Annotated in this window: 9 protein-coding genes; 4 read left to right on the forward strand and 5 right to left on the reverse strand. The window is 59.9% G+C overall.

Annotated features, from left to right (window positions below; all coding sequences use genetic code 11):
- Window positions 1-51 precede the first annotated feature (51 nt).
- The gene (locus BMZ46_RS03935) at window positions 52-537 is read left to right on the forward strand and encodes a glutathione peroxidase (protein WP_011335290.1); all 486 of its coding nucleotides are present in this window, start codon (window positions 52-54) and stop codon (window positions 535-537) included.
- The gene (locus tag BMZ46_RS03940; protein ID WP_039770440.1) at window positions 534-995 is read left to right on the forward strand and encodes a MarR family winged helix-turn-helix transcriptional regulator; all 462 of its coding nucleotides are present in this window, start codon (window positions 534-536) and stop codon (window positions 993-995) included. The genes BMZ46_RS03935 and BMZ46_RS03940 overlap by 4 nt, the downstream gene beginning before the upstream one ends.
- Here BMZ46_RS03940 and BMZ46_RS03945 read toward each other — a convergent pair.
- The gene (locus tag BMZ46_RS03945; protein ID WP_039770438.1) at window positions 979-3,300 is read right to left on the reverse strand and encodes a hybrid sensor histidine kinase/response regulator; all 2,322 of its coding nucleotides are present in this window, start codon (window positions 3,298-3,300) and stop codon (window positions 979-981) included. The genes BMZ46_RS03940 and BMZ46_RS03945 overlap by 17 nt on opposite strands.
- A gap of 165 nt (window positions 3,301-3,465) precedes the next feature.
- Here BMZ46_RS03945 and BMZ46_RS03950 point away from each other — a divergent pair, with 165 nt between their 5' ends.
- Together BMZ46_RS03950 and BMZ46_RS03955 are read left to right on the forward strand one after the other, a co-directional pair.
- Entirely contained in the window at window positions 3,466-4,356 is an 891-nt protein-coding gene (locus BMZ46_RS03950) for an ATP-binding protein (protein ID WP_074687970.1), read from the forward strand.
- Entirely contained in the window at window positions 4,353-4,835 is a 483-nt protein-coding gene (locus BMZ46_RS03955; RefSeq protein ID WP_039770434.1) for a GAF domain-containing protein, read from the forward strand. The genes BMZ46_RS03950 and BMZ46_RS03955 overlap by 4 nt, the downstream gene beginning before the upstream one ends.
- Here BMZ46_RS03955 and BMZ46_RS03960 read toward each other — a convergent pair whose 3' ends face one another.
- The 4 genes from BMZ46_RS03960 to BMZ46_RS03975 all read right to left on the reverse strand — a co-directional run bounded on the left by BMZ46_RS03960 (window position 4,836) and on the right by BMZ46_RS03975 (window position 13,795).
- Window positions 4,836-7,778 carry an HD domain-containing phosphohydrolase gene (locus tag BMZ46_RS03960; RefSeq protein WP_074687968.1) on the reverse strand — a complete coding sequence of 981 codons (2,943 nt, stop codon included), beginning with the start codon at window positions 7,776-7,778 and terminating at the stop codon, window positions 4,836-4,838.
- A 49-nt stretch (window positions 7,779-7,827) separates the two neighbouring features.
- Window positions 7,828-11,472 carry a transporter substrate-binding domain-containing protein gene (locus BMZ46_RS03965; RefSeq protein WP_074687967.1) on the reverse strand — a complete coding sequence of 1,215 codons (3,645 nt, stop codon included), beginning with the start codon at window positions 11,470-11,472 and terminating at the stop codon, window positions 7,828-7,830.
- Between the two features lie 8 nt (window positions 11,473-11,480).
- Window positions 11,481-12,107, reverse strand: coding sequence for a response regulator transcription factor (locus tag BMZ46_RS03970; RefSeq protein WP_039770429.1), 627 nt, complete (start codon window positions 12,105-12,107; stop codon window positions 11,481-11,483).
- A 359-nt stretch (window positions 12,108-12,466) separates the two neighbouring features.
- Window positions 12,467-13,795, reverse strand: coding sequence for a deoxyguanosinetriphosphate triphosphohydrolase (locus tag BMZ46_RS03975; RefSeq protein WP_039770427.1), 1,329 nt, complete (start codon window positions 13,793-13,795; stop codon window positions 12,467-12,469).
- Window positions 13,796-13,817 lie beyond the last annotated feature (22 nt).

Genomic DNA, 13,817 nt, shown 5'->3' on the forward strand with positions numbered 1-13,817 from the left:
TTCAATTGCTCGCTATTTTTGCCGTCTATCCATTTCTCAAGAGTGCGCACCATGAGCGATAACCTGCTGAATATTCCGTGCACCACCATCAAGGGCGAGCAAAAGACCCTCGCCGATTTCGCCGGCAAGGCGGTGCTGGTGGTCAATACCGCCAGCAAATGCGGTTTCACGCCGCAGTACAAAGGCCTTGAGGAGCTGTGGCAGACCTACAAGGATCAGGGCCTGGTGGTGCTGGGCTTCCCGTGCAACCAGTTCGGCAAGCAGGAACCGGGCAACGAGGGCGCCATCAGCGAGTTCTGCGAGCTGAATTACGGTGTCAGCTTCCCGCTGTTCAAGAAGATCGAAGTCAATGGGACCGGTGCGCACCCGCTGTTTGTGCAATTGAAGAAACGCGCGCCGGGCGTGCTGGGCTCCCAGGGCATCAAGTGGAATTTCACCAAGTTCCTGATCGGCAAGGACGGCCAGTTGGTCAAGCGCTTCGCCCCGGCCACCAAGCCGCAGGATCTGAGCCGCGAGATCGAAGCGCTGCTCAAATGAACAGCCTGTCCGCCGATTCGCTGAAGCTCGACAGTCAGCTGTGCTTCAAGTTGTATGCCGCGTCGCGGGCGGTGATCCGTGGCTACAAGCCGATGCTCGATCAGCTCGGCCTGACTTACCCGCAATATCTGGCGATGCTGGTGCTGTGGGAATGGCAGCAAGTCGCACCGGAGCAACCAACGGTCAAGGCGCTGGGTGAGCGGCTGGCGCTGGACTCCGGGACGCTGACGCCGCTGCTCAAGCGTCTGGAGCAACTTGAGCTGGTCCAGCGTCAGCGCTCGGCCCGGGACGAGCGTGAGGTCCATCTGAGCCTCACGCTGCAAGGGCAGGCGCTGCGTGAACAGGTCGGGCCTTTGAAGGAGCGGCTGTTGTGCGACAGCGGGGTGGACCTTGACCGGCTCAACGAGCTGCGTGAGGGACTCGATCACCTGCTGGGCCAGATCAAAGCGTTGTCGTAGTCGGTATCCACTGATCCAGCAGCGCCGCCAGTTCTTCACGGCGAAACGGCTTGGCCAGATAATCGCTCATGCCCGCCGCCCGGCAACGCTCGCGCTCTTCGGCCATCGCGTTTGCGGTCAGGGCGACAATCGGCAAGTGCGGCCAGCGACCGCTCTGACGAATCTGGCGGCTGGCTTCATAGCCGTCCATCACCGGCATGTTGCAGTCCATCAGCACCAGATCGAACTCGTCGTGTTCCAGCTGATCCAGCGCTTCTACACCATGGGCTGCGACCACGACATCACAGCCGAGCTTGCCCAGCATGCCTTTGGCCACCAGTTGATTGACCGGGTTGTCCTCCACCAGCAGCACCCGACCGCGCCGCTGAGACGAGACGCTCTCAAGGCGAGCGCGGTCGTTGGTGGTGAGGTCCGGCAACAGCGTTCGGCGCAGATTCTGATACAGCGCGTTGCGGGCCAGCGGTCGCGCCTGCTGCTGCAGCGGGGCGAGGGCGGCGGCTTCTTCACCCGGCAGGAAGCTGCCATAAGCGGTCACCAGCAGAATCGGTGCCGTCATCGCCGGGCGCAGGCCGAACAGGCATTCGGGGCAATCGGTGATGATGACGTCGGGGGAGAGGCCGAGCAGCGGGTCGTCCAGGGTTCGCTGCTCATAGGTCAGCCCCCAGACCGGCAGCAGGCTTTCCAGCAGTTCCGCCAGGCCGCTGACCGCGTTGGTGATCGCGAGCACTTTGCCGTGCAACGCTGGTGGAATCACCGCACGGGTGTGGCAGGGCAGCGGCAGTTCGGCGCAGAACTGACTGCCGAAACCCACTTCGGAGCTGATGGTCAGGCGCCCCTGCATGGCTTCGCACAGGTTGTAGGTCAGCGCCAGCCCGAGCCCGGTGCCGCCGTATTGGCGGGTGATGCCGGCGCCCGCCTGGGTAAACGGCTGGAAAATCTTCACCTGCGCTTCCTGAGCGATGCCGATACCGGTGTCGCAGACTTCGATGCGTACCCCTTCCTTCCAGGTGGACAATCGCACATCGACGCGGCCGAAGCGGGTGAATTTCAGCGCATTGGACAGAAGATTGCTGACGATCTGCCTGACCCGGGTAGGATCGCCGAGCACCAGCGCCGGGAAGTAAGGATCGATCAGGCAGGTCAGCTCGACACTCGGTGCGGCGTTCTGTGACAGCAGGTTGGCGGTGTCTTCGATCAGTGAGCCGAGATCGAAGGGAATGTGTTCCAGCTCAAGTTGCCCTGCATCGAATTTGGACAGGTCGAGAATGTCGTTGAGCAATTCCACCAAAACCTTGCCCGAGTCGTGGGCGATGGACAGTTGCTGCTGCTGTTCGGCGTTGAGCGGGCCATCGAGCGAGAGAGCGATCATCCCCAGCAGGCCGTTGAGCGGAGTACGGATCTCGTGGCTCATGTTGGCGAGAAATGCCGAGCGTGCCTCGGCCATGTCCAGCGCCGTGCTGCGAGCCACTTCCAGCTCCTGGTTGGACTGGCTGAGTCGTGCATTGATCGCCTTGAGCTCTGCGGTACGCGCCGACACGATGTCTTCGAGTTGCGCGAGGTAGTCAGTGAGGCGGTTTTCCGCATTGCGTCGCTGCTGGATTTCCGTGGCGATGTTCTCGAACTGCTGGTTGGCGACCTTGACCAGCACGCCGATCTCGTCATTGGCATGCCCGGCTGGACATTCCAGGGTGGTCGGCTCGGCGCTGCGCGGGTCGCGACCGCTGAGTTCGCGGATTACCCGTACCAGCGGTTTGGTCAGCATCACATAGAACAGCGCGAGCAGAATTCCGGTGAGAATCAGGCTGCGGGCGAAGCCGTTGAGCAACGTGACCTCGGCACGGCGCAGGAAGCGGCTGCCGAACGCGTAGGTGTCGACTTCCAGTTTCAGGGTGCCGAGGGATTCGTTGGGCAAGTGATCGAGATAGAGGCGGTCTTCGAACTGACGTTTGGCGCCGAACAGGAAGTCGCTGATCATCCGGTAGCCGCTTTGCAGCTCCGGCCGTTTGACGTTGGCCAGCACCGTCTGATTGTTGTCGGTCAGTTGCGCCGAGATGATCGCTGGCGAGCGCAGCAGGCCCAGGGTCAGTTCTTGCGCCAGTTCGGCGTCGATGTTGTAGGCGATGCGCGAGGCCGGGTTATGGCTGATTTCCAGCAACGACAGGATTTCACGGTTGATGGACGCGTCTTCACTGGCATAATCGATGCCGATTTGCAGCAGGCTGAGCAGCGTGCCCAGAATGAACCCGACCAGCACGGTAAGCCGGGCCTGTTTGTACGACAGCCGGTGGGTGAATTTGATATCCATGGGGTGTTGAACCACTTCCGTTTCCCTTCGCTGCTCAAGCATAGTCGATCATGCACGGATTCCGGGTTCCCGAAGCGCCTTGTAACAAGGCCCGGGACAGGTTTCGAACGCTGTCTGTCGTCGCTGCACCGCCATCATTACTGTGAACGAGCCCGAGGAGAAGACGTGGATTCCCGATTGAATGCTTTTCTTGAGCGCGCCGAGTCGGTTCTGGCGCGGATCGAACCACTGCTGCCGGCTCCACGCCCGGTCATCGACTGGGGCACCTGCCTCGCCGCGCGCTGGCAACGTGACGGTCGCAGCGGTTATCTGCTGCCGCTGGAAGTCAGCCTCGACATGCGCCTGTCGGACCTGATCGGCGTCGACCGGCAGCTGGAGCAACTGGGCCGCAACACTCAGCAATTTCTCGACGGCATGCCGGCCAACCATGCGCTGCTGTGGGGGTCGCGCGGTACCGGTAAATCGTCGCTGGTGCGCGCGTTGCTGGCTGAACACCCCAAGGCCGGTTTGCGTCTGATCGAAATCGAGCGTGATCACCTGGCGGACCTGCCACGGGTGGTGGAGCAGATCGCCAAGCTGCCGCAACGTTTTGTGCTGTTCTGCGATGACCTGTCGTTCGAGTCCGGCGAAGGCGACTACCGCGTGCTGAAAAGTGTGCTGGACGGCTCGCTCGAACAGGCGCCGGACAACGTGTTGTTGTACGCCACCTCCAACCGCCGCCATCTGGTGCCGGAGAAGGAAAGCGACAACGAAAACTGGAAGCGCGTCGATGGCGAACTGCATCCGAGCGAAGCGGTGGAAGACAAGATCGCGCTGTCGGATCGCTTCGGCCTGTGGCTGTCGTTCTATCCGTTTACCCAGGAACATTTCCTCAACGTCGTCGAGCACTGGATCGGCCAGTTGGCCGCCAAGGCCGGCCTGAGCTGGGAACGCGACGAACAACTGGACATCCTCGCCGTGCGCTGGGCAACCGGCCGCGGCAACCGCAACGGACGTTGCGCGTACCAATTCGCCCGTTATTGGGTGGGACTGAAATTGTTGGAGCACAAGGCATGATTGATTTGCAGCAGAGCGGCCAGGGTCTCGAAGGCTATGGCATGTTGGCCGCGCAACTGGAGTCGCTGCTGGCGGACGAGCGCGATTTCATCGCCAACGCCGCGCAGTTTTCGGCGTTCCTGTTCAACCAGCTCGATGACCTGAACTGGGCCGGTTTCTACCTCAATCGCAACGAAGAGCTGGTGCTCGGCCCGTTCCAGGGCCAGATCGCCTGCGTGCGTATTCCGTTCGGTCGGGGCGTTTGCGGCGCGGCGGCTGCCAGCCTGCAGACGCAGCGGGTCGAAGACGTTCATGCGTTCCCCGGCCATATCGCCTGCGACAGCGCGTCGAACAGCGAACTGGTGGTTCCGTTGGTCAAGGACGGTCGCCTGATCGGTGTGCTCGACCTCGACAGCCCGAAGCTCGCGCGTTTTGGTACCGACGATCAGGCCGGGATCGAACAGCTGGCGGCGATCTTCCTGCGTCTGACCGATTGCTGATCACGTCGTCAGGCCTGCCTTGAGCAGCACGGCCGCCGGGTCCACGGCATCGATCTGCCGTGGATCGAGAAAACGCGTGGCGTATTGCAGATACACGCCATCGCGAATGAACAGCTCGAACAGCTCGGCATCGATGTGTGCGTCGCGGCACATGGTGGCCATGATCCCCAGTGCTTCGCTCAGGGACTTGGCCTTTTTGTACGGGCGATCGGCGGCGGTCAGCGCTTCGAAGATGTCGGCAATCGCCATCATGCGCGCCGGCAGGCTCATGTCTTCGCGCTTCAGGCGCTTGGGATAACCGGTGCCGTCCATTTTTTCGTGATGCCCGCCGGCGATTTCCGCGACGCTGTTCAGATGCCCGGGGAAGGGCAGGTGACTGAGCATCAGGATCGTCTGCACCATGTGGTGGTTGATGATGTAGCGTTCTTCGCGGGTCAGCGTGCCCCGGGGGATGCAGAGGTTGTACAGCTCGCCGCGATTGTATTTGTAGGGCGGCACATCGAGTTTGAAACCCCACGGATTGTCTTCCGGGATCAGCTCGCTCTCGGCGCGCTCCAGCAGATGTTCGGGCTTGTCCGCCAGCAGCGGTTCGGTGACCGGCAGGGTCGGTGCCGGGGTGCGTGCCTGACGCCGGTTCTCCTCCCATGACAGGCCCAATCGATCATCCAGCGTGCGCGTCCAGGTGCGTTGCGCGATGTCTTGCAGACGTTGCAGGTCACCCTCGAGCATGGTTTCACTGCCCAGATTGCAGCGGGCGACGAACGCAAAATCATCATCCAGTGCCGTCAGGGTGGCCTCGCGCAGACCGGCCAGTTGCTGTTCTTCACCACCCAACGCCAGGGCTTGCCAATAGTTGATCCAGGCATCGCGCTTGAGGACTTCGAAGCGGGTGCGGATTTCGTGAAGGCGATCGTTCAGGGTCTCCAGCTTGGTGGCTTTGTCGACCACGTATTCCGGGGTCGTGACCTTGCCGCAGTCGTGCAGCCATGCAGCGATGTGCAAGGCCTCCCATTCGTCTTCGCTCGGCTGGTAATCGCTGAAGGCCGGGGCCTGACTGGCTGCAGCGGCACGGGCGAGCATCAGGGTCAGTTCCGGCACGCGCTGGCAATGCCCGCCGGTATAAGGACTCTTGGCATCAATGGCGCCGGCCAGCAGTTGAATGAACGCATCCAGCAGTTGTTTCTGTCTGGCTTGCAGGCGTTGACTCTCGATACTCACCGCGGCCGCCCCGGACACCGCTTGCAGAAAGGCGATGCGATCTGGCCGGAGTTTTTCCAGGTCACTCGGCGTGCCGCCATCGTCGATCAGCAGCACCAGCAGGCCGACGGTTTCGTTGTGCCGGTTATGCAGACGGATTCCAACCAAATGCACCCTCGGTGAACCCATGGCCAGCAGCACTTTCTGCAGGTCGGTGGCCTGTTCGAAACCCAGGTTGCTCACGACCGTGTCGGCGTTGGCCAGTTGCCGGAACCATTCGGGGCTTTGCGAGGCATCAAGACTGCGGCTTTGCAGATCGAATGCCGCCAACGGTTGAGACGAGTCTGCGACCACCAGGCCGTAGGGCTCCATGCGATTGCCATCGTTCTCACGCAGATAAATCAGCCCCGCCTGGGCCTGGGCGATCTGCACTGTCTCGAACAGTACCCGTTCCAGCAGCGGGTCGAAGCGGGTTTCGGCGGTCAGGCTGTCAGTGATGCGAAAGAAGCTGGCCAGGGTGTCTTTCATGCGAGCCATCGACAGGCTCAACTGGTCAATCTCCAGCACCAGCGATCGGCGGGTCACCGGGAAGTTGAAGTCGAAGCTGCGAATTGCATCGGCTTCCTTGACCAAGGCATGCAAGGGCGTCACCAGAACCCGCGAGATCAGCCAGCCCAACGGCAGACATAGCAGCAAGGTAGCCAGCGTGATGAGCGCTCCTTGCCAGCGCAGGCGATAGGCGTCGACCAGCAGTTCGTCTTCGGGCACCAGTAAAGCCATCTGTAAACCTTTCGGCCCGCCTTCCTGCAGCTGGCTGCGGGCGACGATCCATTGTCGGCCATCCACTTCGAGCCGATTGCCCTGGTGCCCGGACAACAAGGTGTGCAAGGCGGGGCTCAAATCGGCGGCCTTGGCCAGGCGCGCCGTGCGGTCATCGACGATCAGCCGGCGGCTGTCGGGGTAAGCCACGGCGTTGCCGTCGGCGTCGAACAGGACGATTTCCGTGGCCGGTGTCACCACGTGTTTGATGAGGGTCGCGGAGAGTGCATCAAGGGTCAGGTCGGCGCCGATCACGGCGTCTTCACCGCTGCGTCGGGCCAGCGTCGTGCCAACGTTGTGGGTGGAGAAAAAGACGTAGGGTTCGGTGGTGATCTGTTCGGCCTGCTGCCGTGCGTTGATGTACCACGCCCGGCTGCGAGGATCATAAGGTTCGTCGGGGTGGTCCTGTTGGCCGACCGGGGACAGTGCCTGGTCGAAGAACAGTGATTGTGAATGTGTCTGGCCGCTGGCGTCATGTTCGATGCTCCAGACTTGAAACGCTGCTGCGTCCGGTGCCTTTAGCAGGGTTTTCAGCGCTGGCGTGCGCAAGGGGCGGACCATGAAAAAGTCGCCGTTTTCATAACCCAGGTAGAGCGAGGCCAGATCCGGATTGTCCATCAGGGACTGACTGAACGGCTTGAGCAGCGCGATGCGCGATTCGAGGCTGAAAGATCCGGCGGCGGGGGTCTCTGCCAGCAGGCTCAGCAGGTGCCGGATCGGTGCATAAGTGGCCTGCAGGTCGAGACGTACATCCTGTTCGATCCGGCTGAACAGCTTTTCACTACTCGACAGAATGATGTGTGTGGTCTGGTGGTAGTTGAACAAACCCAGCACCACTCCGGTGAGCAACAGCAGAAAGGTGAACATGACGCTGATGTGCACATGCAGCGGAAACCGGCGTTGTTCCGGGCGCAGTGGGCTGGGCATTGCAGACTCTCCGTGTAGGTTAAGCACACTGCTCAGCCTTCAAGCATAGTTAAGCCCCGGCCATTTTGCTTTTGGCGATCCGAGCCAGTTGCTGTTCCAGTGCCTGCTCCAATTCCAGGATGGCGAGGTGGCTGGCCTGGCAATGACGCTCGATTTCTTCCCACGGCAGTACTTGCAGGCAGGCCTGCTCAAGCGCATCACAGCAGTTGATCAGGCGCGAGGCCTGGGCAATGCGTGCGGCGCCTTTGATCTTGTGTGCGATGACGGCCAGCGCGGAGGGATCCCGGGTGAGGCACAGGGCCTGCAACTCCTCCCGATCAAGGCGACTGCTGTTGAGCAGTTCTGCCAGCAATCGGTGGGTTTGAGAGGGGTTGTCACCGGTCAGCAGCGTCAGCCCCTGCAGGTTGAAAGCCGGAGCGGCGAACACCGGCTGAATGCTCTTGATCCATTGGCTCAGGCTGTTGAGGCTCAGGGGTTTGAACAGACATTCGTTCATGCCTGCCTGCTTGCAGCGCAGGATCTCTTCGGGCTGGGCATTGGCGGTGAACCCCAGCACCGTGCAAGCCGGGCGGCGGGTCAGCTTTTCGTGCTGACGAATCGCGCGGGTCAGCTCGTAGCCGTTCATGACGGGCATGTTGCAATCGGCAATGACCAGATCGAACTCCCCGCTCTTCCATTCATCCAGCCCGCGCAGGCCATCTTCCGCGATACAGAATCGATGGCCGAGGTATTCCAGTTGCTGGCACATCAGCAGTCGATTGGCCGGATGGTCATCGACCACCAGAACCGTTAACGGGATGAGGGATGGCTGAATCTGTGATTCATCTTCAGCTCTCGCCACTTGTGCAGGCAGAATGGTCACCGGTAGCGATACCCGAACCTGGGTGCCAATTCCGGGCAGGCTGCTCAATCGCAGTTTTCCACCCATCATTTCGCACAGGTTGCGGCTGATGACCAGCCCGAGCCCTGCGCCGCTGACGGCCCGTTGCCCATCGTTGCCGGCCTGGGCAAAAGGTTCGAACAACCGCAACTGATCCTGCGTCGTGATCCCGATGCCGCTGTCCTGTACGGTCAGCTGCACCATCGAACCTTCGGGGTCATCCGTGGGAAGAACATCCAGCGTGATTCTGACCTGCCCCGCGTCGGTGAACTTGATGGCATTGCTGATCAGATTCGACAGCACCTGTTTGAAGCGCAGAGGGTCGAGTTGCACATCGACATTCAGCTCAGGGGGAGAGACGGACACAGTCAGTGAAAGCTGTTTTTGTCGGGCGAGCCCTTCGAAGATTCTGACCACCGAACCCACTGTGTCGATCAGGTTGATTCGCTCGGGTTTCAGACTCAGTCGCCCGGATTCAATGCGCGCAATGTCCAGTATGTCGCCGATCAGGCCCAGCAAGTCCCTGGCCGAATGGTAGGCTGTTTCGATGCCGGAGCGATCCGGGTGTGCCTGATCCATGCGCTTGAGTGTCAACTCGAGCATGCCGATCACTGCGTTCATCGGCGTGCGGATCTCATGACTCATCGTTGCCAGAAACGTACTCTTGGCCCGGTTGGCATCGTCTGCCCGTTCCTTGGCTGCGCGAAGTTCATCGAGCAGTTCGCGGCGCTCACTGATGTCGATCCAGCCGCCGATGATTCCCCGGACGTCGCCACTGGAGTCTCGGTAGGGCAGAATCCAGTGATAGATCGTCAGTCGTCGGTTGCCGATGTGCAGCGGCCGGTCAAGCACAAGCGGTTTGCCTTCGGCCACTACCCGCTGATAGTCGGCCTGATACGCCTGTGCCTCGAAAGCGTTGTTCAGCGCACCCTGCATGACATCTTTGCCGATGACGTCTTCGCGCCGGGCATTGAACGCCTGGAGATAACTGTCATTGCAGCTTTGCAGCAGGCCCTGTCGGTCACGCACGTAGATTGGGTGGGGCGTCCCGTTGACCAGTGAACTCATGAATTCCAGTTGGTCGTTCAAGGCCCGTTCCGCCGATTTACGCTGTTTGATCTGGCGGCGCATGTAGGCATTCCAGAGCAGCGACAGCAGCAACAGCAGGCAGGCGCCGCCGATCAGCTGATAAAAGAAACGCCGGTACTGATGCCAGGTGCCTTGCGAAATGTTTGAGTAGCCCCGCCAGCGACCATTGATAATGCCCAGTTCTTCGGGTGTGATGCTCATCAGCGTCTTGTTGATGATCGAGTTCAGTTCTGTGTTGTCCCGGGCTGTCGCCAGAGAAAAAGCCGCCTGACGTGTGCCGATGGTGGTGGTGATCTGCAGGGGATGTTCGAAGGTTCGTGATGCAATGAAGTAGTTTGCGATGACCAGCGAGTTCACTGCGCCTTCGACCTGACCTTCATCGAGCAGCGCCACAGCACTGTAAGTATCCGGCGTCTCGATCAGCTGAATGCGGGGAAACTCGGTGCGCAGGTACTCGATCATCGGATTGCCTTGAGCGATCGCCAGACGTTTGCGTTTCAGTTGCCCCAGGTGCGTAGGGCTGTCGGCGGCCTTTCGGGTTAGCAACACGTATGAATTTTCCAGATAGGGACGGCTGAATTGCAGGGTTTCCTCACGCTGGGCGGTCGGCAGCAAAGCTGCGATCAGGTCAGCCTGGTGGTGTTCGACCTGCTTGATCATTTCGGCATCGCTGCGGCTGCGGCGGATTTCGAAGCGCAGTCCGGTGCGCAAGCGAATGAGTTCAAGCAAGTCGGCGCTGATGCCGCGAAAATTGCCGTCACTGTCAAAGAATGTCAGGGGCGCGAAAGCCTCGTTGACCAGTACGCTCACCACCGGATGATTTTTCAGCCACTGCTCTTCGCGTCTGGTCAATTGCAGCTTCTGGTCGGTCAAAAGTGTGTCGCTGCCCACGCTCCAGCGTTTGGCGATATTTTCGCGCTCGCTGCCCGGTACGGCCTTGAGCGCCGTATTGATGATAGCGAGCAGCTGTGGATTGTTGCGATGTACGGCGAAGCTGAAGCCGTGGGCCTCATGCTTGCCGAAACTGGCCATGCGAATATTGTTCAGGTAACCCTTGTTGATCATGTAATGGGTGGAAATGGTGTCGCCGAGAAACACGTCCGCCTGATCGAACGCTACGGCGTTGATTGCGTTCTGGTAGGACGGATAAGAGGTGATGAGGGCTTTGGGATACATCGCCTTGACATCATCCAGCGGGAGGTAGTGATACAGCATGCTCAGCCGCAGTCCTGCCAGGCCTTCGGTCAACGTGCGGGTTTCGCCCTCGCGTGTGACGAGGACCGGTTGATCGATGGCGTAAGGCCTGGACAGTACTATATTGGCGTTTTCTGCTTCGAATCCGTTGGCAGTACCGAGCATGTCGATGTGGCCGTCCATCAATGCCTTGATGGCGGCCTCCCGCGAGGCGAAACGTTTGACCCTGATCGGCAGACCGGTTGCCTGACCAATCAGTGAAGCGTAATCCGCCGTGAAGCCTTCGTAGTCTTGTCCGCTGGGCGTCATGTCGAACGGAGGGTAATCCGGAGCTGAAGTCCCCAGAACCAACTCATTGCGAGCGTGCAGCCACGCCACTTGCGATGGATCGAACAAGGCCTGCACCGTTGGTTCGACCGAACGACCGAGCAGGGTGAGGTCTTTCGAGGTGGGTGATGCGGCTGTTGCAGAGATGCAGAAACCCAGACATGCACTCAATGCAATCAGGAGACTCACTAAACGGCTGGACATGTTGGCTCTCACACGAGTGCGTTACGTTTGGCCATTTCGATAAGTTCTACGAGAGACTTGGCCTTCAGTTTTTGCATCAGTCGTTTCTTGTAAGTGCTGACTGTCTTGTTGCTGAGAAACATGCCTTTGGCAATTTCCTTGTTTGTACGGCCTTGGGCGAAAAGTTGCAAAACCATGAGTTCCCGATCATTGACTGATTTGAAAAGTTCCAGTTCTGCATAGCGCACGTCGTCATGACGAACAGGGTTCAAGGCCTGGCTGGGGAAGTAGTTGTAACCGGAAAGAACAGCTTTGATCGCACTGACCAGTTCACTCAGGTCTTCCTGCTTGCACACGTAACCCGATGCACCTGACTGCATACAGCGAATGCCGAACAGAGTCGGGCATTGCGCAGTCAGTACCAGCGTCTTGAATGGCGAGCTCATGGCATTGAAGCGGGCCAGGACTTCCAGGCCATCGAGCTTGGGAATGCTGATGTCGAGAATGATCAGGTCGGGCATGCATTCGCGAATCATCTGCATGGCATCGACACCGTTATCGGTTTCTCCGACGACTTTATAACCTTCATGCTCGAGCAGCATTCGAACGGCGAGGCGGATGACCGGGTGATCGTCGACAATAAAAACGGAGTTCATAATCAAATCCCATACGAGCGCAAATAAAGGGCGAACCTTAGCTCAATCGAATGAACAGCCGCATGAACCCTCAGGGCGTTAGCGGCAATCTAGGATAAGTCCTACAAATAAAGAGGAATCAGACTACGGGTTAACTAGGTTTGGCGTAGGTAAGCGCGTGAGATGTTCAATGGCGGGAATTTATAAAGTTTATGGCGGCCAGAGAAAGTTTACCGGCTAAAGGCTTTCAATGAGTGTCATTAGTTGACTTCTGGTTATCTTTGTCCCTTGCAACTGAATACACCTGCAGAGGGAAAATGATCGGCATATGCGTCTGCGTTGCCCGACCGCCCTATTGCGGATCGGCCGGGCAGCAGGCGTCAATGGCTGGAGCGTCCGGTCATTTCCAACGCCATGTCACTGGCGTAGCTGTCGGTCATGCCGGCGATGAAGTCGATCATGCGCAGGAACGACGCGTGCAAGGGGCCGTGCGGATCCGGTGCGTTGTTGCCCAGCAGATCGAGAATCCGGCGGCTCTTGAACGACGGCGTGCGGCCGTTGTGCTGTTCCAGGGCCGCACCACAGAAGGCGTTGAGCAGAATCTCCAGGGTCGTGTAGGCGCCGATCTCGTGCAGGGTCTTGCGCTTGTCCTGGAAGATTTTCTTGCGGGCGATGTCCTTGGCGTTCAACACGCAACGCTTGGCCGGGCCGTGCATGTGTTCCACCAGATCCCCCGACAGCGTACCGGCCAGCAGTGCGTCCTGTTGTTCGACGAAGGCCCGGGCGGCGGCGTTGGTCAGGTGTTCGATGGCCTTGCCGCGCAGGATCGCCAGTTTGCGCCGGCGCGAATCCTGCGGGCCGAGCTGGCGATAGGTTTCCGGCAGGTCATCACCGACCAGACCGAGCAGCAGCGACTCGACTTCGGCGTAATCGAGCAGCTCCATTTCCAGGCCATCCTCCAGATCGATCAAGGCGTAGCAGATGTCGTCCGCCGCCTCCATCAGATACACCAGAGGATGGCGCGCCCAACGTTGCTCTTCCAGTTGCGGCAGACCCAGCTTGTGGGCGATCTGCTCCAGCAACGGCAGCTCGCTCTGGTAGCAGCCGAACTTATGCTTCTTGTAACCGAGGGAGTCGGCGTGACGAGCGGTCCACGGGTACTTCAGATAAGTCCCAAGGGTGGCGTAAGTCAGTCGGGTCCCGCCGTCGAACTGGTGATACTCCAGTTGCGTGAGTACCCGGAAGCCTTGGGCGTTGCCTTCGAAATTCAGGAAATCCCCTCGTTCGGCATCGCTCATCGCATCCAGCCAGCCGCGGCCCGCAGCCTGCTGAAACCAGTGACGGATCGCATCTTCGCCGGAGTGGCCGAACGGCGGGTTGCCGATGTCGTGTGCCAGACAGGCCGATTGAACCACCATGCCCAGATCGCTCGGATCGCACCATTCAGGCAAGGCGCGACGCAGGGTTTCGCCGACGCGCATGCCCAGCGAGCGGCCGACGCAACTGACTTCCAGCGAGTGGGTCAGGCGCGTGTGAATGTGGTCGTTGCTCGACACCGGATGCACTTGGGTCTTGCGCCCCAGACGGCGGAAGGCGCCGGAGAAGATGATGCGGTCATGGTCTTTATGGAACGGGCTGCGGCCAAGTTCCTGCGAGCTGTGCAACGGTTTGCCGAGACGTTCGCGGTTGAGCAGGGTATGCCAATCCAAGGCTGATTCTCTCCGTCTGGTG

The sequence above is a fragment of the Pseudomonas sp. NFIX49 genome (assembly GCF_900115915.1).
GTDB classification, from domain to species: domain Bacteria; phylum Pseudomonadota; class Gammaproteobacteria; order Pseudomonadales; family Pseudomonadaceae; genus Aquipseudomonas; species Aquipseudomonas pharyngis.

What these genes read in the sequence shown, in the direction of transcription:
- BMZ46_RS03935 (WP_011335290.1), top strand. Translation starts at nt 52, where the DNA reads ATGAGCGATAACCTGCTGAATATTCCGTGCACCACCATCAAGGGCGAG.
- BMZ46_RS03940 (WP_039770440.1), top strand. Translation starts at nt 534, where the DNA reads ATGAACAGCCTGTCCGCCGATTCGCTGAAGCTCGACAGTCAGCTGTGC.
- BMZ46_RS03945 (WP_039770438.1), bottom strand. Translation starts at nt 3,300, where the DNA reads ATGGATATCAAATTCACCCACCGGCTGTCGTACAAACAGGCCCGGCTT.
- BMZ46_RS03955 (WP_039770434.1), top strand. Translation starts at nt 4,353, where the DNA reads ATGATTGATTTGCAGCAGAGCGGCCAGGGTCTCGAAGGCTATGGCATG.
- BMZ46_RS03970 (WP_039770429.1), bottom strand. Translation starts at nt 12,107, where the DNA reads ATGAACTCCGTTTTTATTGTCGACGATCACCCGGTCATCCGCCTCGCC.
- BMZ46_RS03960 (WP_074687968.1), bottom strand. Translation starts at nt 7,778, where the DNA reads ATGCCCAGCCCACTGCGCCCGGAACAACGCCGGTTTCCGCTGCATGTG.
- BMZ46_RS03965 (WP_074687967.1), bottom strand. Translation starts at nt 11,472, where the DNA reads ATGTCCAGCCGTTTAGTGAGTCTCCTGATTGCATTGAGTGCATGTCTG.